Genomic DNA, 23,614 nt, shown 5'->3' with positions numbered 1-23,614 from the left:
GATTTAGTTTATTAATCCTGCTCTTTTTAGTAAAGCTTCAGGATTAGGTTCTTTTCCGCGGAAACGCTTATACAAAACCATAGGATCTTCGGTACCTCCTTGAGAAAGTACGTGATCTTTAAATTTTTGAGCTATTTCTTTGTTAAAAATACCATTTTCCTGAAAATAAGCAAATGCATCTGCGTCGAGAACTTCTGCCCATTTGTAGGAGTAGTAACCACTAGAGTACCCGCCTTGAAAGATGTGAGAGAATGCGACACTCATACAATTTTTAGCAACATCTGGATATAGTTTGGTGTTTTCAAAAGCAGCATCTTCGTGTGCTTTAACGCTGGTTATTCCGCTAGGGTCTGCACCGTGCCATGACATATCAAGAATACCAAAACTCAATTGGCGTAGGGTTTGCATCCCTTCCTGAAAATTAGCAGCATTCTTAATTTTATCAATTAAAACCATGGGTATGGTTTCGCCGGTTTCATAATGTTTAGCAAAAAGTGCTAATGCTTCCGGTTCATAACACCAGTTCTCTAAAATCTGACTGGGTAATTCTACAAAATCCCAAAATACAGAAGGGCCAGACAGGCTAGGATAAGTTGTATTGGCAAGCATACCGTGTAAGCCGTGACCAAACTCATGAAACAATGTTGTTACCTCATTAAAAGTAAGTAAAGAGGGTTTTGAAGCGGTAGGTTTTGTGAAGTTGCACACATTAGATACATGTGGGCGTTCATTAATACCGTCTTTAATAAATTGACATTTAAATTGAGTCATCCATGCACCACCACGTTTTCCTGCTCTGGGATGAAAATCTGCATAGAATAATGCAATAAAGTTATCTTTCTCGTCAAATACCTGATAGGTTTTTACGTCTTTATGGTAGGTAGGAATGTCAAAAACTTCGACAAATCTCAAGTTGTATAATTTATTGGCTACGGTAAATACGCCTTCAATTACGTTTTCTAATTTGAAATAAGGTTTTAGAAGTTCGTCATCAAGCTCAAACAGTTGTTGCTTTAATTTTTCAGAATAGAAAGCGCTATCCCACTTTTGTAATTGGTCAATCCCATCACGTTCTTTAGCAAAACTCTCAAGTTGTTTAAACTCGAGTTCGGCAGCTGGTTTTGCCTTTTCTAACAAATCTTCAAGAAAACGAGTTACATTCTCAGGATTTTTTGCCATACGTTCTTCAAGAACAAAGTGCGCGTGGGTTTTGTAACCTAAGAGGTTAGCTCGCTCGTGACGCAGATTTACAATGTTAAGTACGTTTTGCTGATTATCTAAATCATCATTATGAAAACCTTTTGCTCCAAAAGCAATTGCCATTTCTTTACGCAATTCTCTATTTTCGGCATACTTCATAAAAGGTATATAACTGGGATATTCAAGTGTAAAAACCCATCCCTCTTTACCTTTTTCTTCAGCCGTTTGTGCGGCAGCCTCCTTAGTACTTTCGGGTAATCCTGCAAGATCAGCCTCATTTGTGATATGAAGTTCGTATTTGTTAGTCTCGGCTAAAATATTCTCACCAAAAGTTAAAGCAAGTTTAGAAAGTTTAGTGTCAATTTCTCGAAGGCGCGCTTTTTTATCTTCGGGAAGATTCGCTCCATTTCGAGCAAAACCTTTGTATTTTTTTTCTAATAAAACCTGTTCTTCTCGGGTAAGTTCTAATGTCTCACGTACATCATACACCTGCTTTACGCGCTTAAATAGCGTCTCATTAAGTGTTATGTCATTTGAGAATTCAGATAGGAGCGGGGAAACTTCCTGCGCTGTTTTCTGAATTGCATCATTTGTTTCTGCGCTATTTATATTAAAAAAAACACTGCTTACCCGGTCTAATTTATAACCGGCATAATCTAATGCAGCAATTGTGTTTGTAAATGTGGGTGGCTCCGTAGAATTTGTGATTTGATCAATCTCTAAACGTGCTTCTGCTATGGCGTGCTCTATAGCTTTCTGATAATCAGAATCTTGAATAAGATCAAAAGGAGTTATATCAAAAGTTTTAAGTAGTATATTTTCTGAATTTTTCAATTTTCGATAAGTTTTTTGAGAAATAAGTATTTTGTCTAGCATTGTATTTATTTTAACGAATTTATTATGTATTTTTTTTAAATTTGTTAATTCAAAATGAAGACATTAGAATAGATCTGTAGCTGGTTTTGATTAATAATATTTAGAATGGTTAATAAATAACTTTTAATTTGCCGAAGCATTTCTATAGGAGCCGTTTTTTAACGGCTCTTTTTTATTTCTTAACTTCTGCAGCACCTTCTATAACCTTCTGTTTCAGTCCATCCTTGTACTGAAGAATCTTATCGCGCATTGATTTATTAGTAGCGCCCAATATTTGAGCAGCTAAAATTCCTGCGTTTTGTGCGCCATCAAGTGCTACAGTAGCAACCGGTACACCACCAGGCATCTGTAAAATTGATAGTACAGAATCCCAACCATCTATAGAGTTACGTGATTTCACAGGGACACCTATAACTGGCAGTGGTGAAAGGGATGCAATCATACCCGGTAAATGAGCAGCGCCACCAGCTCCTGCAATGATTACCTGTATACCTCGCTCGTGAGCATTTTTGCCATAATCAAATAATTTGTCTGGGGTACGGTGAGCAGAAACAATATCGACTTCTGTATCTATATTAAACTGTTTTAGTATATCTATAGCTGCCTGCATTACCGGCATATCGCTGGTACTTCCCATTATAATTCCTACCATAAGATGTGTTTTAGCTTATATTTTTGTGATGACTTTGATCGTTTTCTTTACTTCTTCAGCAATTTTACGGGCTTCACTTAGATCGCTATTTACGATAGTGACGTGCCCCATTTTTCTAAAAGGTCTGGTTTTTCGTTTTCCATAAATGTGTGGCGTAACACCTTTTAAAGCCAGAATTTCTCCCATCTTATCATAAAATACATTACCAGTATAGCCTTCTTCTCCTACAAGGTTAACCATAACGGCGCCTATTTTGCTTTCGGTCTCTCCTAACGGTAGATTTAAAATGGCACGCAGGTGTTGTTCAAATTGATTTGTATAACTACCTTCTATACTATAATGACCACTGTTGTGGGGTCTGGGTGCTACTTCATTTACAATGATCTGGTCATCCTGAGTTTGAAATAACTCTACAGCCAGTAAGCCTACGTGTTCAAATGCCTCAGAAACTTTAGTTGCAACATCACGTGCTTTCTGAGCTACAGCCTCATCAATACGAGCAGGACAAATCACATATTCTACCTGGTTAGCTTCCGGGTGAAACTCCATTTCTACAACAGGGTAAGATCTTACTTCCCCACTGGGATTACGCACGACAATTACCGCAAGCTCATTTTTAAATGCAATCATTTCTTCAGCAATACAGGGCACATCGATAAGCTTAGTAAGATCATCAATAGAGCGCACTACCTGTACACCTTTACCATCATAACCACCTTGAGTACTTTTCCATACAAAAGGTAAACTGGTTTGCCGTGCGGTAATGGCTAGTTTTAAAGCTTCCAGATTGGGATATAGTTTGTAGGGAGCTGTGGGTATATTTTTTTCTGAATAAAAGTCTTTTTGAACCCCTTTATCCTGAATTTTTCGCAAGGTCTGCGGGCTGGGATAAACGGTGATTCCTTCAGACTGCAGTTTTTCTAGAGCTTCTACATTTACGGCTTCAATCTCAAAAGTTACCACATCGGCTTTTTTTCCGAAGTTATAAACCGTATTAAAGTCCATCAAATCCCCCTGTTCAAAATAGTTTGCTGCAATACGGGAAGGAGCTTCATTGCTAGGGTCTAAAACCGCAGTTTGTATATCAAATTTACGGGTTTCGTACAGCAACATTTTGCCTAATTGACCGCCACCTAAAATAGCAAGTTTAAAGTCTGAAGAGAAATAAGAGTTCATTAAATAGATGTCTTTTAGCGTCTAAAATTAGTGAATGCAAAAGTAAGTTTTTAGAGGAAGAATGCAGAAGTTAAGTTCTTAAAACCTTCAGTATGAAATGCGCTTATTCTTAATTTAAAGACCTCTTTTGTTAATGAGCTATCTACAGGTTTATATTAACTAACAATATGTATCTTTGTCGTTTAGTTTAAACCACTGCCAGACTAACCATGATCAAACTACGCGGTCTCCATTTTAATGAGTTTATTTCAGAAGATGAACTTTTAAAAGCAATTGAAAAAGTAGCAGCTAGAATTAACCATGATTACGAGGGTAAAGAGCCCTTGTTTCTCGTAGTTCTTAATGGGGCTTTTAAATTTGCTACAGAATTATTGAGCAGATTTAACGGTAACTGTGAGATTGAGTTTTTAAAACTGAGTTCTTATGATGGTACCTCGAGTACCGGGCAGGTTATGACTCATATTCCTATTGATGCAGATCTTGAAGATCGTGAAGTGATTATCATAGAAGACATCGTAGATAGCGGTAATACCATAGCAAAGCTCACCGAAATGATGGTGAGTGGTGGAGTTAAAAATTACCGTTTTGCCAGTTTATTTTTTAAGCCTGAAGCTTACACAAAAGAATACAAAATACATTACGTAGGGCTTGAGATTCCTAATGATTTTATAGTGGGCTATGGCCTTGATTATAACGGTTTGGGGCGTAACCTCAATGCTATTTATAAACTTAAAACCACAAAAATGACAAATTTGGTATTGTTTGGCCCTCCTGGAGCCGGGAAGGGAACACAAGCCTCTTTTCTAAAAGAAAAATATAACCTGATTCATATTTCGACAGGAGATGTTTTTAGATATAATATTAAAAATGCTACAGAACTGGGTATGCTTGCAAAGTCCTTTATAGATAAAGGACAGCTCGTGCCAAATACAGTTACTATAGATATGCTGAGCGCTGAAGTTGATAAAAATGCTGATGCAAATGGTTTTATATTTGACGGTTTTCCCAGAACAACTGCTCAGGCTGAAGCATTAGACTCGCTTTTAAAACAGAAAGATACCGAAGTTTCTGCTATGATTGCCTTAGAAGTAGATGACGAGATTTTAATACAGCGTCTTCTAGAGCGCGGTAAAACCAGTGGGAGAAAAGACGATGCAGATGAGGCTGTTATACGCAATCGTATAAAAGTATACTATGGGGAGACTGCTATCTTAAAAGAATACTACCAGAAGCAGGATAAATATTTTGGAGTAGATGGGGTAGGTAACGTACCTGAAATTACAGAGCGTCTAAGTAAAACCATAGACGCATTATAAATTACAAATGTCAAAATTGAGAGTTACTTACTGCTCTCATTTTATATTTAAACTTTTAACTATTTATGACCGAAGGAAATTTTGTTGACTATGTAAAGATGCACGTAACATCTGGTAAAGGTGGTGGTGGCTCGGCTCATTTACGCCGTGAAAAATTTGTTACAAAAGGAGGTCCTGATGGTGGTGATGGTGGCCGTGGAGGTCATGTAATCTTACGTACAAATCCTAATTTGTGGACACTTTTACATTTAAAGTTTAAAAGACATACCAGAGCCGGTCACGGTTCTAACGGAAGTAAGCAAACCAGTACCGGTGCAGATGGTGAAGACATGTACATCGAGGTGCCTCTGGGTACTGTAGTGCGAGATACTGAAACCCAAGAGATACTTAAAGAACTTACCGAGGCAGATGAAGAATTCATAATCGCTAAAGGAGGTATGGGTGGTCTAGGAAACGCGCATTTTAAAACTGCAACAAACCAGACACCACGCTATGCACAACCCGGAATGGATGGGGAAGAGGTAAATGTTACTTTAGAACTTAAAGTGCTGGCAGATGTAGGCCTTGTAGGATTTCCTAATGCAGGTAAATCTACTTTACTTTCAGTAATTACTGCGGCGAAGCCAAAAATCGCCAACTATGAGTTTACTACGCTAAAACCGAATCTAGGAATTGTACAGTACCGTGACTTTCAAACTTTTGTAATTGCAGATATACCTGGTATTATTGAAGGAGCTGCAGAAGGAAAGGGACTTGGTTACCGTTTTTTAAGGCATATAGAACGCAATTCTACATTGCTTTTTATGATACCTGCAGATGCTCCTAATGTAGGTGAGCAGTATCAGATTTTATTAAACGAATTAGAGAAATACAATCCAGAACTTTTAGATAAAGATAAGTTGATAGCGATTACAAAATGTGATATGCTAGATGCAGAGCTTAAGTCTGAATTAAAAAAAGAGCTTGATAAAAGTCTTCCTGTAGAATATCTATTTATATCTTCTGTAGCACAGCAGGGACTTGTTGAGTTAAAAGATAAGCTTTGGGCTATGCTTAACAAACCTGAGGTTAAGTAACATAAACAAGTTTCTTCTTTTAAGCTTTTATTGACTATCATACTTCATCGTTTTGCTTATTTTTAAAGAAAAGCAGTATGATGAAGTATTTTTTAGTTTTAGTGGTTTCGTTTTTTATAATTTCTTGTGGTTCTACTCAGGTTAACTATGATTATGATGAGCAAATAAATTTTGCAGAATACAAAACCTATAATTTTCTCCCAGATATGCAAACAGGTTTGAGTCAGTTAGATGCAAATCGCCTAGTTGATGCTATAGATATAGTGATGCAACAAAAAGGGTTTGTAAAATCTGAAACTCCAGATTTATTAATAAATATTATCTCTGATCAATACCGTGAAAACTCGCAAAATTCAGTAGGCGTGGGTGTAGGTGGTGGTAGCTATGGTGGGGGTTTGAGTATTGGTGCAGGTATTCCTTTAGGCGGTAGCAAAGATCATCAGACTATAACAATAGATTTAGTAGATAGCAAAAAAGACATGCTGGTTTGGCAAGCAGTGAGCGACAGCAATATAGCGCTTAATACAAACCCTCAGGATCGGGTTTCTTACTACACAAAAGTGAGTCAGAAAATATTTAAAAATTTTCCGCCAGAAAAGTAAAAAGTAAAAGGTAATTATTAGGTAATGTTTATTTCTGGTCTGCTTTTTGTTTAGCTTTGGTCAAAACAACCAGGTATGCGCATACGTTTAATGCTTTTCATTTTTTTACTAAAATTTTCAATTTCCGGTAATGCTCAAAGCACCGAATTTGTAATGGCTGAAAACTATTACAAAGCTGAAAAGTTTGAAAAAGCAAAGCCTATTTTACTCTCTTATTTAAAAAAATATCCTAAAGATAAACTCACTCGCGAATATTTAGGAGATATCGCTTCTTACGATAAAAAATGGGATACTGCTCTAGGTTATTATGAAGAATTGGTTAAGGAGCAATCCTCTAATGCAAATTATCATTTTAAATATGGTGGGGCATTAGGTATGAAAGCTTTGAGTATAAGTCGTATTAGAGCATTAACCTATATAGACGATATAAAAGAACACTTTCATAAAGCAGCAGAACTAGATCCTAATCATATAGAAACCCGCTGGGCTCTTGTAGAGTTATATCTGCAATTACCGGGTATTATAGGAGGTAGCACAAGTAAAGCACGTGATTATGCTTTAGAGCTTCAGAAGATATCTCCTGTAGATGGCTATTTAGCAAGAGGCTATGTAGAGGAGCATCAAAATAATTTAAAGGAAGCCGAACAATTCTACAAAAGTGCCATTAAGGTAGGTGGCTCTCCTACTACCTATGCTAAGCTTATAGCGCTTTATGAAAAGGACAACGAGCCGCAGAAAGCTTTAGATGCAGCCACAACAAGTTTTAAAATACATAAGCGCAATCAAATAAATTACCAGATAGGTAAAATTGCGGCAGAATTTAATATAGAGCCTGTTTTAGGTCTGGCAAGTCTTAAGCAATATATTGCAAACTACTCGTATAAAGATGGTGTTCCTGTGGGCTGGGCGCAATATAGGATGGCTCAGATTTATAAAAATCAGGGTGATAAAACCCGTGCTTTACATTATATAAATTTGTGTCTTCAAGATCTTCCTGATTTTGATAAGGCTATAGATGAGAAAAAGAATATTCTTGCTATGTGATACTAGAATCTTAAACTTATTTTAAGCGAGCTACTTCTGATTTCTTAACTTGCAGACTCAATTCAAAGGCGATTATGAAAGTACATTTTATAGCAATAGGTGGTAGTGCAATGCATAATCTAGCCTTAGCGCTTCATCACAAAGGATATACAATTAGCGGGAGTGATGATGCTATTTTTGAACCTTCTAAGACTCGTTTAGCTGATTACGGTTTATTACCAATTGAACTAGGCTGGTTTCCAGATAAAATTACATCAGATTTAGATGCGGTTATTCTGGGTATGCACGCAAAAGAAGATAATCCTGAATTACTCAAAGCACAAGCAGAAGGGATAAAAATATACTCCTATCCAGAATTTTTATACGAACAGTCAAAGGAAAAAACTCGTGTAGTTATTGGTGGTTCTCACGGAAAAACTACCATAACCGCTATGATTTTGCATGTACTGCATTATCAGAATAAAGAGGTAGATTTTATGGTGGGAGCGCAGCTACCGGGATTTGATACGATGGTGCATTTGACCGAAGAGAATGACTTTATTCTTCTTGAAGGAGATGAGTATTTATCATCGCCTATAGACCGAAGACCAAAATTTCATTTATACAAGCCTAATATTGCATTGATTAGTGGTATTGCCTGGGACCACGTTAACGTGTTTCCGACGTATGAAAATTATATTGAGCAATTTGAGATTTTTGCTGAGTCAATCTCACGAGGAGGTATTCTTGTTTATAATGAAGAAGATGCTGAGGTAAGACGAATTGCTGAAGCAGCTGAAGCGCCAACGCGCAAACATCCCTACTCGACACCAGAATACACCATCGAAGATGGGGAGACGCTTTTAGAAACTCCAGAAGGGCCAATGCCTATATCTGTTTTTGGGAAACATAACTTAAATAATCTTGCAGGTGCAAAATGGATTTGTCAACATATGGGTGTTGACGAAGACGATTTTTATGAGGCTATAGCCAGTTTTGAGGGGGCAGCAAAACGTCTCGAAAAGATAGGTGAAACAGCCACTAATATTGCGTTTAAAGATTTTGCTCACTCGCCTTCAAAAGTTAAAGCAACTACTGAGGCTGTAAAGAATCAATTTCCTGATAAGCGCTTAGTTGCTTGTTTAGAACTACATACATATAGTAGCTTAAATGCCGATTTTATAAAAGGCTACAAAGGAGCATTAGATGCTGCTGAAGAAGCAGTTGTTTTCTATTCACCAGAAGCAGTTGCTATCAAAAAGCTTGAAACTATAAGTAAAGAACAAATTGCTCAAGCGTTCGAGCGGGATGATTTGACCATTTTTACAGATGCTACAACCTTCAAGGATTTCCTTGTAAATTCAAAATTTAACGATAGTGTATTGTTGTTAATGAGTAGTGGTAATTATGGTGGTTTAGACTTTGATAAAATTCAAGAGTTACTTTAGTTATCTACAAATTTAGGTTTTGAAGCCTTCAGTTAATCTCTGGCTTTTGGAAGTCTAAAGGTAAGTGTGCTACCAGCGCCAACTTCGCTTTTGATGCTTAATGATCCTTTATTTTTTTCTAAATAAAACATACAGGTTTTTAAGCCAAAACCAGATCCTAATTCATTAAAAGTGCCCGGGGTTGTAAACCAATTTTCACCATTCATAATCTTCTCTATCACTTTGGGAGAAATTCCCAGGCCGGTATCTGTGACTGTTGTATAAACAAAATTATCTTCTACATAGGTGTTAATGGTGATAACCCCATTTGAAGGTGTAAATTTTATTGCATTGTGAATTAGATTTCTAAGTACAAATGAGTAACTGTCTATATCAGCATATATTTTAGCATTTATATTTTGAGTTACTATTTCAATATTTTTATCCTGAGCCTGAGGTTGCATAAGTCTTAGAATAGATTTTATTAAATCTGCACTTTGAAAAGGTGTTTTTTCAATTTGTTTATCCTGGGTCTGTTTTTTTGACCAATCTAATAAACCATCTAGAAACAGCGTTACGTTATCTAATCTTCCTGAAAGATCATTTAAAAGTGATTTACTTTCTTCTATATCTATACTATTATTGTTAAATAATTCTATAACCGTTTTAAGATTATTTAAAGGAGTGCGCACATCATGAGAGATAAGTGCAAATAATTTTTTATTAGTAGAATCTAATTTTTCTAATTTTTGTTTTTGAAGGTCTAGTCGTTTAAAATAACGATTCATAATTATTGCTATTGGGCAGGATACTACAAACGGAATTATAGCGCTCATCCAAAAGCCTATCCAAAAGTCTTCCCAGGCTGTATATGAGAAGACTAGCGTAAATGTTAGTGTAGATAAGAAAACAGAGGTAAAGACTACAAAAAAAGGATTGTATAAACTTTCTTTAGATATTCGCATAATTCCCGGTTTTCGTATTAACAATACTAATATTCTGAGGGGTAAAAGATCTCATTTCTAATGTAAAACTATTAATAACTTGTAGGAAATCATATACAGTTAGCCTAAGTGGATATTGCTAAAGGTGAGTTACATTTAAGTGTCGACGAATGGTTCTGCAAATATTAATCAACAGATATTTATGTAAATAATTATTTATACTAAACTAGTAAAAGTACCTTAAAAGGTTAAAAATTTCGATGAAGTGTGTTTTTAGAAACTGTTTAACTGTTCTTTTTTCTTGAAATAAGGCCTAGATTTTGGAGATATGTTGTTCATATACAAAATCTATATAATCACTCATAATAGCGGAGTAACTGTCTTTTAATGCCAATTTTGCTTTCTCCTGGTCTTTTTTTAATTTGTCTTGTGAAAGTTTAAATTTTCCTTCCCAATTCGTTATTTCTATTTCAAAACCCGTTACATAGTTAACAAAGGCATCCATTCTAGAATCATCTTTATCTAAAACAAAACGTTGTTGATCACCTTCAAGAGTATGCGTAAGTTCTACCATTGTATTTTTTAATTCGTCGATATTTTGATGACGTATAATTTTTCCTTCTAAATGAACCTTAATATAATTCCAAGTAGGTAGCTGACGAGTGGTATAGATAGCTGGAGATATATAGCTGTCTGGTCCATTAAAAACAAGGGTTACATCTGCACCTGGCTTTAAGTGTTGAAGTTGCGGATTATTGTTATCTATATGGCCTACTAGTTTACCCAGATTATTGTCTGCCTTGTAAATTAGTGGTAAATGAGTGAGGAGGGGGACATCATTTTGTGTTGTGATTAATAATGCCAGTGGGAAAGTCTGTAGTGTTTTAACTGCGTTTGCAAAACCAGATTCCTGGTGGTGCGGGGGTGGATATAAACTCATACTCCAAATTGTGTAAAATGGTGATCTAGATGTTTGTATTGCATCTGACCCCATTGTGAAGTAGTAAAGTTACCAAAAACAGGATGCGGCTGAAAAGATTCTTTTGAACGAAGCTCATAAAAATCTTCAATCAATTTTTTAAGTTGAGTTTTTTCGGTTATAAAATCTTTAGGTTCAATTATTTTAAAAGCTTTAGAAGTGGGGAGATTTTTTCTAATTTTTGAATCATCATACATCGATTTTTTGAAGAGGAGCTTAATTAAAAAGTTAGATTTTAAATTAAAATCTCTATTGTAAAGAGGGATTTCTAGTGGTTTTTGACAGTGATTAAGCATTTGGCTCACATTCATTTTACCCCACGAAGCAGTAGAACTAGGACTTAAAGATTCTAAACGTTTAAGTATAGTAATGTGTGTATTTGCCTGAAATAGACTTTCCATATTTTATTTTTTTACGAGTTATCGTAGAATTACATTTTATAAATTTATATATTATAATTTAACTGATGCTTAGGCATTTAAAAGTAATTACTCTTCTAATTTTATATTGAAAATAACGATTGTATGTCAGAAGATTTAGATTCATTTTCAATAAAAAAGTGGTCCTTAGATGATCGTCCTCGAGAAAAACTACTCAGCAAGGGCAAAGATGCTTTAACAGATGCAGAATTGGTAGCTATACTCATAGGATCTGGTAGTCGCAATGAAAGTGCGGTAGCTTTAAGTAAACGAATTTTAGCTTCTGTAGATAATAATTTAAATGCTTTAGGCAAGTTAAGTATAGATCAACTCCTAAAATTTAAAGGTATTGGCGAAGCTAAAGGTGTGACAATTGCAGCGGCTTTAGAGTTGGGTCGTCGCAGACGCTTAGAAGATGTAGCTGAGGTAAAGAAAATTTCAGGAAGCCACTCTGTTTTTGAATTGCTTCAACCTGTATTAGGGGAGCTTGAGCATGAAGAATTTTGGATTCTATACTTAAATAACGCTAATAAAGTACTTAGTATGCATCAGTTAAGTAAAGGCGGTATGACCGGCACTTTAGTAGATGTACGTCTGGTATTTAAGAAAGCACTAGAAACAGGGGCGGTCTCGATTATTCTAGCGCACAACCATCCATCAGGCGCCTTGAAACCCAGCCAGGCAGATAAAAATATCACAGAAAAATTAAAAAATGCTTCCCAAAGCTTAGATATAAAGGTTCTTGATCATTTAATCATTACCGAAAAAGCCTATTTTAGCTTCGCTGATGAAGGTTTATTATAATTCTTTCGGCTTTCTAAGAAAAATACAGAACTTGCCTTCTAGAACTCGTTTATGCTTTTAGTTTATACTCATAAAATTACCCCTCGTTTACGTTATACTTTTAAGCATATATGTACGGCAATACTGGGGATTCCGGTTAAATTTACCACAGCTGTAGATGAGTTTATTGTACATGATAGCTTAAAATTATCATACACAAATAAACCCTTAGGAAAAGAAATACATATTAAAAGTCAAGAAGTACTTTTTGAACAAGGTATTTCTGATATGGAGATAAATGTACAGCCCTGGTTAAATACAAAATGCTTCTTTGTAACGGGTACAAAAAGTGCATTGCCTTATGATATATTTGCTGCTGCATTTGTACTGTTAAGCAGGTATGAAGAATTTTTACCACACGTTAAGGATACAGAAGGAAGGTTTCCGGCATCAGAAAGTTTGGGGTATCAGGAAGATTTTCTTACCGAACCCGTTATAGATATCTGGGCCTATCATTTTAAAGAAGTTCTGCAATTAAAATTTCCAGATTACGATTTTGTGACTAAGAAATTTGCATTTCAGGCACTGGTAGATGTTGAGCAGGCTTATGAGATGTATGATATAGGATTTATACGAGAGATTACCAGTTTTGCAAGCGATGTTTTGCGATTGCAGTTTTCACGATTGTGGCTAAGGCTGCAGATTAATTTAGGTCTTCGTAAAGATCCTTACGACACCTTTAGTTGGCTTATAAATGTTCAGAAAAAATCAAAGTTTAAATTTCTTTTCTTTTTTCAGGTAGGTGATCTCTCAACATATACCAGAAATATACGGTATAACAAGCAGTCGTTTAGAGAGCTTATTAAAATGGTAGGCGATTATAGCGAAATAGGGTTGTTGCTTTCAAAGGAAGCATTAGAGCAACAAAAAAATATGAAAACTGAAAAAATACGCCTCGAGGGTATAACAAATAAACCACTTAACGCAATACGCTGTGGCAGTCAGATGGCAAGTTTGCCATCGCATTATCGTGAGATGATAAATCAGGAAGTAAAGAATGATTATTCTATGGGGTATCCTGATACATTAGGTTTTAGAGCGGGTACCTGTACACCATTTTTCTTTTATGACCTGGATTACGAAAGTATTACTCCGTTAGTTTTAAATCCTATTTGTTCACAGGCTCAGTCTTTTGAAGCAGAGGCATTAGATGCAAAAGATTTAAATGAAGTTTTGGACGTTTTTTTTAAAATGAAAGCCGAAGTTGAGAAGGTAAACGGAACATTTATATTCAGTTTTAAAAATAAATCTGTAACCGGAAAAGGACAGGACGAGGGACAGTGGAAACAATTTTTTAGACAATTAGTACATGAATAAATTGCCGGGAGTAAAGCACGTTTTTTTTGATCTTGATCATACTTTATGGGATTTTGACCGAAACTCTAAACTTGCTTTTGAAACCATATTTGAGAAAAATAAAATAGTAGTTCCTGTTGATGAATTTTTAGACGTATACAGTCCGATAAATTTTCAATATTGGAAATATTTTAGAGAATCTAAGATAACAAAAGAGCAATTGCGCTATGGTAGGCTCAAAAAAAGTTTTGAGGGCTTAAATATCAATATCGATGACTATTTAATAAATAAATTGTCTGATGATTATATAACGCATTTGCCAGATCACAATCACTTGTTTGATGGTGCGCTAGACTTGCTAGAAGATCTAAATACAAAATATGCACTTCACATTATTACTAATGGTTTTGAACAGGTGCAGGCGTTGAAATTGAAAAAATCTAAAATAGATCACTTTTTTAAAACCGTAACCAGCAGTGAGTCTGTAGGGGTTAAAAAGCCTGATGTTAAAATATTTCATCACGCATTAACACAGGCCGGGGCTCAGGTTCAGGAAAGTATTATGATAGGTGATACCTATGAAGCAGATATTTTAGGAGCTAAAAATATAGGTATGCGTACAATTTTTTTTAATTATCATAAGGCTAATCACGATCACGAAGAGGTTGAGATAGATCGCATAGATGCGGTAAAAATATTCTTATAATGGTTTTAGTTACTGCATCTTTTATATCTTGTCTTACTATATTATGTAATAATTTAATTTAAAATAAACTGACTTTTACAATAGTACTGGTCTTAAATATATTTATTAAGTATGAAAAAGAATATTGTTTGTTTAGTATTGATAATTTGTGGGCTTAGCATGTCTGCACAAGAATTACAGGATTATAAATACATTGTAATACCGCAAAAGTTTGAATTTCAAAATGAAGCGGGTGAATATGATTTAAATGCGTTAACCCGTTTCTTATTTATAAAATATGGCTTTAATGCTTACTTAGAAAATGAAGAATTGCCTTCAGATTTAAATACGTCAGGTTGCAATACGCTTTATGCGCGAGCAGATGTAAGTGGATTTTTAAGTACCAATGCAGCAATTTCGTTAGTGAACTGTAGAGGGAAAGAAGTCTTTGCGCTTCCTGAAGGAAAAAGTAAAATTAAAACGTTTAAAGAGGGGCATCAGGATGCATTTAGAAAAGCATTTGCAGGTCTTGAGGATATGGGATATAGTTATTCTGAAGAGATTGTAAGTAAAGCAGATTTACTGGAAGAACCTCAAACAGAAGATTTAGTTCCTGAAATACGCAAAAGACAGTCTGAGATAAAGAAAGAGGACAAAGAAGTAGCTGTTACCGGTGTTATTCAAACAGCACAAACTAAAATAGATTTAGCAGAAGAGAAAGCGGAAGAAGTAATTGAAGTGGTTGATGATTCTAAAGTTGCAATTGCTCAAAATGAGTCTCAACTAGTAGAAGATGTAACTACAGTTCTGGTAAGTGCAGATGGTTCATTTACAATGAAACCTACATCAAACGGTTTTGATGTTTATGAGGGATCATCAAAAATAGGAACTGCGACAAAAACATCTGCCGGTTCTTATCTCGTAAGTACTTCAGAATTCACAGGCGTAGGTTTTTATAATAATTCTGAATTTACTGTAGAACGCGAAATTAAAGGCGTTTCTGGCTTAGTGAAAATGGTATTTACAAAAAAGTAAATACTTTAAAATAACCAGTAAATAAAAGACCTCGAAACGTTTGCTTCGAGGTCTTTTATTTACTTATAAGTTGTAATTAGTAATCGTATTTAGTGCCCCAACGATTCTTTAGAAATTTTCTGATTCCGTCTTCACGAGCATTATCGCCGGGATCGTAAAGTTTTTGATTTTTTACCTGTTCTGGTAAAAACTCCTGAGCAATAAAATTTCCTGCGCCGTCGTGAGAGTATTTGTACTCTTCACCATAGCCTAATTCTTTCATCAACTTTGTAGGAGCGTTGCGTAATGCCATGGGTACAGGTAAGTCTCCGGTTTGTTTTACGAGTTGTTGGGCTTTGTTTATAGCCATGTACGAGGCGTTACTTTTAGGTGAGGTTGCAAGATAAGTTACACACTGACTTAAAATGATACGAGCTTCTGGGTAGCCAATAGTATTCACGGCTGTAAACGAGTTTGTAGCCATTATTAGTGCTGTAGGATTGGCATTCCCAATGTCTTCAGAAGCTAAAATAATAAGTCTTCTTGCTATAAACTTGAGATCCTCGCCACCTTCAATCATTCGGGCTAAGTAATAAACTGCCGCATTAGGATCGCTACCGCGTATAGACTTTATAAAGGCAGAGATGATGTCATAATGCTGCTCACCGGTTTTGTCATAAAGTACGGTGTTTTGCTGTACTTTACTTTTAACCATTTCATTAGTGATTACAACCTTTTCCGAAGTGGTTGTAGTTACGAGTAATTCAAAAATATTTAAAAGCTTACGCGCATCACCACCGCTTATACGCAGTAGCGCTTCAGTTTCCTCTAGTATAATTGTCTTTTTAGATAGAATTGCATCTTGAGTCATTGCCCGCTTTAAAAGCGCTCTAAGGTCATCTGCTGAAAACGGATTTAATACGTAAACCTGACAACGCGACAATAATGCCGGTATTACTTCAAAACTTGGGTTTTCTGTAGTTGCGCCTATAAGCGTCACCCAGCCTTTTTCTACGGCAGCAAGTAAAGAATCTTGTTGTGACTTGCTAAAGCGGTGAATCTCATCAATAAATAAAATAGGATTCTTTTGAGTAAATAATCCGCCGGCAGTTTTAGCTTTATCAATAACTTCACGCACATCTTTTACCCCGCTATTGATTGCGCTTAAAGTATAGAAAGGTCGCTTAGATTCTTCGGCAATTATAGTAGCAAGCGTTGTTTTACCCACACCCGGAGGACCCCATAAAATTAAGGAAGGTATAATTCCAGATTTTATAGAAGAAGTGAGTGATCCTTTGTCACCTACAAGATGCTCCTGACTTAAATAATCATCAAGATTTTTAGGGCGTAAACGTTCTGCTAATGGTGCATTCATACTTCAAAATTATTTAATTAGTCGAGATTTACTGCCACTATTTCCTAATTTATGATTTTGGATAAGCAATTGCTAGTAAAGATTAGATATGAATAGTCATAAACAAAATTCCACCTTTAAATTTAGTAGCAGCGTGATTATATATCCGCTGGTATTCGTGCTTGTGATGTGGTTGGTGTTTTGGTTTGAGTTGAGATTTGGATATAATTTCACTAAATACGGAGTGCTTCCCAGAGATCTGGCTGGGCTGCGAGGAGTTGCCTTATCGCCATTTATACATTCTAGCCTCAGTCACCTCTGGCATAATAGTGTTCCTACCTTAGTTTTAATGGCGGGTTTAATTTATTTCTACAGACCTGTTGCACTCAAAGTTTTACTAGTTATAGTAGTGTGCTCTGGTTTTGGCACCTGGGTAATAGGTCGCGAAGCTTATCATATAGGTGCTAGTGGAGTCGTATATGGACTTGCTTCTTTCTTATTTTTTAAAGGAATTTGGTCTAAAAACTATAGACTTACTGCTTTTTCCCTAATTGTTGTTTTTCTCTACGGAAGCTTAATCTGGGGAACATTACCCATTCAGGTAGGAATGAGCTGGGAAGGCCATTTATCTGGATTCCTAACTGGCGCAATTTTAGCTTTTATCGTAAAAAATAAAATACCAAAACCTGCAAAATATGTTTGGGAAACCAAAGCATATAACCCCGATGATGATCCATTTTTGAAGCAATTTGATGAAAATGGAAATTTTATCGACCCACCAATAGAGCTTGAAGACGATTCTGAAAAAGACTTTAAAGGTTAACTTCTTTGTCTTACAATTTCATACAGAAATGCACCACAGGCTACCGAAACATTTAAAGAGCTTATGCTACCAGCCATAGGTAATTTTGCTTTATGATCTACAAGTTTTAAGACTCCGGCAGTAACCCCTTTACCTTCGCTACCCATAACTAAAGCAGTAGGTGGTTTATAGTCTAGATCATAGATAGAATCTTCTGTTTTCTCAGTTGCTGCAACCACTTGCACACCAGAGCCCTGTAAATAAAATAAAGCATCTTTAATATGATCTACTTTACAAATAGGAATATTAAATATAGCCCCTGCTGAAGTTTTAACTGTATCATCTGTCACGGGTGCACCACCAGATTTAGGTACAATAATGGCGTCTACACCGGTGCATACCGCAGTACGTATAATTGCGCCAAAATTACGTACGTCTGTGAGCTGATCAAGTAAAAGAAATAATGACGGTTTTTCTGAAGCCAGAATAGCTTCGGCAGTTGCTTCAAAATCTGCAAAGCGAATAGGGGAGATGGTAGCAATAGCTCCCTGATGGTTTTGATCTGAAAGTTTATATAGCTTCTCTTGAGGAACATAAGATACAGAGATACCGTGTTCTCTTATTTTACCTTCCAGTTCTTTTGACAAGGGGTTTGCAAGCCCTTTTTGTAGATATATTTTGCCTATTTCTTTACCTGCGTTTATCGCTTCAATAATTGCTCTGGTACCGTAGATGTGGGTGTTTTTTGACATAGTGCAAAGATAGGTTTGTTTTGAGTTTTGTGAAATAAAAAAACCACCCGTGTAAACGGGTGGTTTTAGATATTCTAAATAGAACTTTAACTTAGTTAACGTCCCAGAATAATTTACTTAATAATGTGTCACCGTTAGCTAAGTCAGCAGCAGCTGCAGCACGATTTTCACGGTTAAGTGTTTGTAGGATTTGAGGATATCTCAATCTAAATGGTAAATCAGTTACGCCATTTACACCTGAAACGAAAGTATATGATTCTATACGGTTTGCAGGAGCTTGTGCTTCAATTTGATTTGCTGGTAATGTTACCGTGTCACCAGGAAGTAATAATATGTTTGGGAAACCTGATTTTCTGTATTCAGCATATGCAGTGTTAGGTTGCATATATAATGCTATATACTTTTGGTTAAGAACATTCTCTTGACTTGCAGGAGGAAGAGTCGCTACAAAAGCATCAATATCTGCATCAGCAACACCCCATTTCTCCATAGATGCACGTACTCCGTTAACATAGTTTGTTTGATTCCAGTTGTTTTGTTCAGAAAGAATAAACTGTACTTCAGCATATTCCATAAGAACTTCACTATAATCCTGCTTCAATACATTACTACTAGTAAATGAATACGAAGTAAAATTAAGACCGTTCATATTTCTAAATGCATAAGGAGCGCCTTCATAATCTGCAGGATCTTCACTTCTTTCGTAAGTGTTACTAGTAATAGAACCGATACTTGCAGATATAGGAGCTGCCATTTCAAATAAACGAGGATCTAAACCAAAATTCCCTGTTTCTCCTTTTAACAAATTGATAAATGGAGCTGCTACTGCAAAATCTGTACGACCGCTTACAACAAATGCTCTCCACCAAGGTGATGCATTTAAGTCTTCTGCAGCATATGCCTGTGCTGCATTGTCAGCGTTTGAAGTCATTACTCCAGATTGTACTGCTGTATTAATTGCGCTTGTCGCTGTTGCAGGATCTGTACCTCTAAGGTTATTTGCTACTCTTAAAATTAAAGAGTTTGCAAATTTTTTCCATTTTGCAGCATCACCATTAAAAATGTTATCACCGCTAACAAAAACAGGAGCACTAGTATTGATCATATCTGCAGATGCTCTAAGTTCTTTAAGAATATCTGCATATATTTTCTCTTGTGGAGCAAATATAGGAGTCAGATTATTATCTACATTAAGAGCTTGAAAATCTGGATCATCAGAACCATAAGAATAGTAAGGAACATCACCGAAGAAATTTGTTAACTCATAAAACATATAAGATAACATAATACGAGATGCAGCGATTTGATTATCGTTATCACCTGAAGCAGCAGCATCGTCGCGCGTTTCTTCATTAGTATTTAAATCAAGAATTGCTTTGAAATCTGTTGCAACTAAATAGGTGTTCTGGTATATGCTTTGTGCTGATGTTTCACGATATAAATAACGATCTTCATCTGCATATGCAGTTTGTCCCCAATACTGAAGCCAAACTTGAGTTAGACGACCTGAGTTAAAAGCATCACGACTAAAATCTGTGTAGCTTTTTGTTGCAGAAGCAAAGATGTTAGCAGTAGGAACAAGTTCTGGGTCGTTCGGGTTGCTGTTCACTTCTTCTAAGCCTTCATCGCAAGAACTAAATCCTGCAGAGATGACAAGCATTAATAGGATTATAAATTTATTTTTCATTATTTCTTAAAATTTTAATTGAACATTAAGTCCGTAAGAACGAGTTGATGGTAAAGAACCACCTTCAGATCCCTGTATGTTACCACTACCAGATGTTGCAACTTCAGGATCAAAATTGTCGTTATCAAGACCCCATACAAACAAGTTTCTACCAAATGCAGTTAAACGAACATCGCTAAAAGCATCACCTATCCAAGTTTTTGGCAAACTGTATCCTAAAGTTACTTCACGTAATTTCCAGTAAGATGCGTCAAAAACGTTTTGGTTATCATTCCCAAAGTAGAAATCTGAACCGTATTGTTGTGCAGAAATTACTTGAGTATTTTCAGCAGTATTTGTTACGGTATAAGAGCCATCATCATTGTAGTTAATATCTCCTGTAACTCCTGGAAGTACTAAGCCTTCTTCACGAATATTATTTGCAGCTGTTTGCTCTAATATACCTGAGTAATTACCCCATATATTAGTTAAAGAACGGTATTTACCACCTTTCTGTCTGTCAATTAAGAAACCTAAACTAATACCTTTGTATGTAAAAGTGTTTCTAATACCCATATTGTAATCTGGAAGTATTGAACCTAAATTCTCTACATCTTGAGTTTCTGCATAGCTTCCATTTGCATTTACCACACGGTTTCCTGCGTCATCATAAACGTAGTTTGTACCTCTAATCTGACCGTAACGCTCACCTACAACAGCATTTAGAGACACTCCGTTGAATGGAAATGAAGTTATTTGTAAGGTTTCAAGACCTTGAGCTAAACTTAATAAAGTGTTGTCGTTTTTCGAGAAATTCCAGGTTACATCCCAGCTAAAATCATCGGTCATTATAGGAGTAGCATTTACTAATATCTCAATACCTTTATTTTCTAATTCACCTGCATTTAACACAGTTGAAGTAAAACCTGATGATGGGTCAACTTGTACCGGAGTAATAAGATCTCTAGTAAGTTCGTTATAATACGTTACGTCAAAACCTAACCTTCTATTGAAGAATGATGCTTCAACACCAAATTCATAAGTACGTTTTTCTTCAGGAAGTAAATTAGGATTCTTATTACTACTAACTAAAGTAAATGGTACAGTACCTAAGAATGGGTTACTACCTACAAACACATTGCTTAATTGGTATGGGTCTGTATCACTACCTACCTCTGCATAACCTGCACGTAGTTTTAAGAATGATAACCAGTCAGCATCTATAAACTGAGAAGCGATAAAACTACCACTTACAGAAGGATAGAAGTAAGAATTATTTGCAGAAGGCAAAGTCGAAGACCAGTCATTTCTACCAGTTACCGTTACATAAGCAAAATTATCGTAGCCAAAAGATACAGAACCAAATAAACTGTTGATTTGTCTTCTTGAATCAAATTCATTTACCGTAGGGTTATCTGCTGAGTTACTTAAGTTATAAAAACCAGGAACTACTAGACCTCCGTTAGTATTACTTCCTAAAGAATGGTATTCATTTACCCTTCTGTTACCACCTACAAATGCATTTACACTTAACTTATCGTTAAATATTTTTTTGTCATAATGTAAACGTCCTTCATAGTTTATTTCTTGAAAATCTCTATCTGTTTCAGAATATGAAGCTTGCGCTTGTGAGCCTACAGCAGTTCTTTGATTAACTCTAAAGTCGTAAGTATCACCGTAAACTTTTGCTACTGCATAAAAATCATCTGTAAAGTTGTAAGTAGCACCTACAGTACCATACCAGCGTGTTCTTTTGTCATTAGCTGTGTTTTCATATAATACCCAATATGGGTTATCTGTATAACGTGGAGTTGCATCGTCAAATGCTGTTCTGTTCCAAGTTCTCTGGCGACCATCTGCTGTCTTGTATGCTTTTAAACGGTCGTAGTCAAGAGAAGTCTGACCAAATTGATATAATTGTAGAATTACACTTTCTCCTGTATATCCTGAAGCAGGTCTGTTAAAACCATCTGTTACAGTGAAGTTTACAGAAGCATCAACCTTTAATTTATCTCCAATATTTGTAGATCCATTAAAATTGATACTGGTTTTTTTAAGATTAGTGTTTGGTAAAATACCTTCTGTTTGCGTGTTATTTATAGACATACGCATTGTTGAATTTTCACCACCTTGAGAAAAAGCAACACCATTATTGTAAGAATAACCAGTTTTAAATAACGTGCTTCCGTCGTTTGTTGGAGCTAACCAAGGTCTAGTTTGTAAATATCCAGGTGTGCCAGGATCTAAAGCATCCCAGTGTAAAACTTGTTGACCTTCATAACGTGGTCCCCAAGATTCATCTGTACCATAATCAACTAGGTTGTATGTTGTACCGTTAATGTTAGCCTGGTTAAAACCACCCTGATCTCCAATGGCAAAGTTTCCACCACCACCACCGTAGAGCTTTTGAGTTTGAGGTAAAACATTTACTTCGTCAAAAGTGATACCGGTATTAACGGTTACTTCACCTTTACCTTTTTTACCTGATTTTGTTGTGATTTGAATTACACCGTTTGACGCACGTGAACCATAAAGTGCTGCCGCAGCACCACCTTTAAGTACGTTCATACTTGCAATATCATCTGGGTTGATGTCAAAACCAGTATCACCAAAATCACGACCACCGCCTCCATTTTGAGTCGATGTGCTGTTATAGTTACTGTTATCTAATGGAATACCATCTACTACAATAAGTGGTCTGTTTTCTTGAGTTATAGATCCAATACCACGTATTACAATACGAGAAGATCCTCCAAGACTACCACTTGCGTTTGAAATTTGTACCCCGGCAACTTTACCAGATAGAGCATTTAGAGCGTTACTGTTTCTAGTTTCAGTTAACTCTTCACTACTAACTTCTTGAGTAGAATATCCTAAAGATTTTTTTTCTCTTGAGATACCTAATGCAGTTACAACAACTTCATCTAAAGCTTCTCCCGCCTGTAGTGTTACATTTATTGTAGTTGATGATCCCACAACTTTTTGAACATCTCCAAAACCTACATAAGAAAAAACTAATGTTGATCCTGATTCTGTTTCAATAGCATAGTTACCATCAAAATCTGTTTGAGTACCTGTCGTTGATCCTTGAATCACGATGTTAACTCCCGGGAGTGGAACTCCACTTCCGTCAGTAACCGTACCGGTTACTTGCTTTGTTTGTGCAAACGAGATTTGCACTACCAACGCCAGTAAAAGCGTTAGCAATCCACTAAATTTAGTTTTCATGTTTGTTATTTATTTGAATTAGCCAGCTGCGAATTTGTATAAATAATATTCAAAAACCAATTTTTATGTCTTAAAGTTTTAATTAGTGTTGATGAAAATGCACTAAAATCTATTAATGTTTGGGAATGTTCTAATTGAAATCTATTTTTTGATAGGTTATTTTTCGATATCGTAAAAAAATGTTAATAAAGTATTTGATTTATCTGAAATTAAAGTAGTTAGATGTTTTTATTATTGTTCTTTTGATCACCTACTTAAACGATGTAGTTTTAATTTTTATTAAT

The 23,614-nt window shown here is 35.8% G+C and carries 20 protein-coding genes; 10 read left to right on the top strand and 10 right to left on the bottom strand.

Annotated features, from left to right (window positions below):
• Window positions 1-3 precede the first annotated feature (3 nt).
• From P164_RS10670 to P164_RS10660, 3 genes are all read right to left on the bottom strand, one after another.
• A complete protein-coding gene (locus P164_RS10670) occupies window positions 4-2,076 on the bottom strand; it encodes a M3 family metallopeptidase (protein WP_051621334.1) in 2,073 nt (690 codons plus the stop codon).
• Window positions 2,077-2,248: 172 nt separating this feature from the next.
• Window positions 2,249-2,728, bottom strand: coding sequence for a 5-(carboxyamino)imidazole ribonucleotide mutase (gene purE / locus P164_RS10665; protein ID WP_028376376.1), 480 nt, complete (start codon window positions 2,726-2,728; stop codon window positions 2,249-2,251).
• A gap of 15 nt (window positions 2,729-2,743) precedes the next feature.
• Entirely contained in the window at window positions 2,744-3,904 is a 1,161-nt protein-coding gene (locus P164_RS10660) for a 5-(carboxyamino)imidazole ribonucleotide synthase (RefSeq protein ID WP_028376375.1), read from the bottom strand.
• Window positions 3,905-4,113: 209 nt separating this feature from the next.
• Between P164_RS10660 and P164_RS10655 the strand changes: the two genes are divergently transcribed.
• The 5 genes from P164_RS10655 (at window position 4,114) to P164_RS10635 (ending at window position 9,369) form a co-directional block, all read left to right on the top strand.
• Entirely contained in the window at window positions 4,114-5,220 is a 1,107-nt protein-coding gene (locus P164_RS10655) for an adenylate kinase (protein WP_081817364.1), read from the top strand.
• Window positions 5,221-5,285: 65 nt separating this feature from the next.
• Window positions 5,286-6,296, top strand: coding sequence for a GTPase ObgE (gene obgE, locus P164_RS10650; protein ID WP_028376373.1), 1,011 nt, complete (start codon window positions 5,286-5,288; stop codon window positions 6,294-6,296).
• 77 nt (window positions 6,297-6,373) lie between these two features.
• The gene (locus P164_RS10645; RefSeq protein WP_234405848.1) at window positions 6,374-6,898 is read left to right on the top strand and encodes a DUF4136 domain-containing protein; all 525 of its coding nucleotides are present in this window, start codon (window positions 6,374-6,376) and stop codon (window positions 6,896-6,898) included.
• Window positions 6,899-6,973: 75 nt separating this feature from the next.
• The gene (locus tag P164_RS10640; RefSeq protein ID WP_028376371.1) at window positions 6,974-7,942 is read left to right on the top strand and encodes a tetratricopeptide repeat protein; all 969 of its coding nucleotides are present in this window, start codon (window positions 6,974-6,976) and stop codon (window positions 7,940-7,942) included.
• Window positions 7,943-8,016: 74 nt separating this feature from the next.
• On the top strand, window positions 8,017-9,369 hold the full coding sequence (locus P164_RS10635; protein ID WP_028376370.1) for a UDP-N-acetylmuramate--L-alanine ligase: 1,353 nt from the start codon (window positions 8,017-8,019) through the stop codon (window positions 9,367-9,369).
• A gap of 32 nt (window positions 9,370-9,401) precedes the next feature.
• Here the strand turns inward: P164_RS10635 and P164_RS10630 are convergent, their stop codons facing one another.
• The 3 genes from P164_RS10630 to P164_RS10620 form a co-directional block, all read right to left on the bottom strand.
• Window positions 9,402-10,313, bottom strand: coding sequence for a sensor histidine kinase (locus tag P164_RS10630; RefSeq protein WP_028376369.1), 912 nt, complete (start codon window positions 10,311-10,313; stop codon window positions 9,402-9,404).
• Window positions 10,314-10,605: 292 nt separating this feature from the next.
• Complete coding sequence (locus P164_RS10625; protein WP_028376368.1) at window positions 10,606-11,232, bottom strand: FMN-binding negative transcriptional regulator; 627 nt, start codon at window positions 11,230-11,232, stop codon at window positions 10,606-10,608.
• Complete coding sequence (locus tag P164_RS10620; protein ID WP_028376367.1) at window positions 11,229-11,672, bottom strand: DUF1569 domain-containing protein; 444 nt, start codon at window positions 11,670-11,672, stop codon at window positions 11,229-11,231. The genes P164_RS10625 and P164_RS10620 overlap by 4 nt, the downstream gene beginning before the upstream one ends.
• Window positions 11,673-11,795: 123 nt before the next feature.
• On the opposite strand from P164_RS10620, the gene radC reads away from it, so the two are divergent.
• The 4 genes from radC (at window position 11,796) to P164_RS10600 (ending at window position 15,549) form a co-directional block, all read left to right on the top strand.
• A complete protein-coding gene (radC, locus tag P164_RS10615) occupies window positions 11,796-12,494 on the top strand; it encodes a RadC family protein (protein ID WP_028376366.1) in 699 nt (232 codons plus the stop codon).
• A gap of 51 nt (window positions 12,495-12,545) precedes the next feature.
• Window positions 12,546-13,850 carry a polysaccharide deacetylase family protein gene (locus tag P164_RS10610; RefSeq protein ID WP_028376365.1) on the top strand — a complete coding sequence of 435 codons (1,305 nt, stop codon included), beginning with the start codon at window positions 12,546-12,548 and terminating at the stop codon, window positions 13,848-13,850.
• A complete protein-coding gene (locus P164_RS10605) occupies window positions 13,843-14,535 on the top strand; it encodes a YjjG family noncanonical pyrimidine nucleotidase (RefSeq protein WP_028376364.1) in 693 nt (230 codons plus the stop codon). The genes P164_RS10610 and P164_RS10605 overlap by 8 nt, the downstream gene beginning before the upstream one ends.
• Before the next feature lie 111 nt (window positions 14,536-14,646).
• Window positions 14,647-15,549 (top strand): hypothetical protein, encoded by a 903-nt coding sequence (locus P164_RS10600; protein ID WP_028376363.1) that lies wholly within the window; start codon window positions 14,647-14,649, stop codon window positions 15,547-15,549.
• A 76-nt stretch (window positions 15,550-15,625) separates the two neighbouring features.
• On the opposite strand, the gene P164_RS10595 is transcribed toward P164_RS10600, so the two are convergent.
• Complete coding sequence (locus P164_RS10595; RefSeq protein WP_028376362.1) at window positions 15,626-16,903, bottom strand: replication-associated recombination protein A; 1,278 nt, start codon at window positions 16,901-16,903, stop codon at window positions 15,626-15,628.
• Window positions 16,904-16,991: 88 nt separating this feature from the next.
• Here P164_RS10595 and P164_RS10590 point away from each other — a divergent pair, with 88 nt between their 5' ends.
• A complete protein-coding gene (locus P164_RS10590; protein WP_035899764.1) occupies window positions 16,992-17,705 on the top strand; it encodes a rhomboid family intramembrane serine protease in 714 nt (237 codons plus the stop codon).
• Here P164_RS10590 and rlmB read toward each other — a convergent pair.
• From rlmB to P164_RS10575, 3 genes are all read right to left on the bottom strand, one after another.
• Window positions 17,702-18,436 carry a 23S rRNA (guanosine(2251)-2'-O)-methyltransferase RlmB gene (rlmB, locus tag P164_RS10585; protein ID WP_028376361.1) on the bottom strand — a complete coding sequence of 245 codons (735 nt, stop codon included), beginning with the start codon at window positions 18,434-18,436 and terminating at the stop codon, window positions 17,702-17,704. The two genes, P164_RS10590 and rlmB, sit on opposite strands and share 4 nt — an antisense overlap.
• A 91-nt stretch (window positions 18,437-18,527) precedes the next feature.
• The gene (locus P164_RS10580) at window positions 18,528-20,123 is read right to left on the bottom strand and encodes a SusD/RagB family nutrient-binding outer membrane lipoprotein (RefSeq protein ID WP_028376360.1); all 1,596 of its coding nucleotides are present in this window, start codon (window positions 20,121-20,123) and stop codon (window positions 18,528-18,530) included.
• Between the two features lie 6 nt (window positions 20,124-20,129).
• Window positions 20,130-23,330, bottom strand: coding sequence for a SusC/RagA family TonB-linked outer membrane protein (locus P164_RS10575; RefSeq protein ID WP_028376359.1), 3,201 nt, complete (start codon window positions 23,328-23,330; stop codon window positions 20,130-20,132).
• Window positions 23,331-23,614 lie beyond the last annotated feature (284 nt).

Origin of the sequence: Leeuwenhoekiella sp. MAR_2009_132, from assembly GCF_000687915.1 — a bacterium.
GTDB lineage: Bacteria > Bacteroidota > Bacteroidia > Flavobacteriales > Flavobacteriaceae > Leeuwenhoekiella.
The sequence above is the reverse complement of the archived record's forward strand: the minus strand, read 5'-3'. Positions and strand labels throughout refer to the sequence as shown.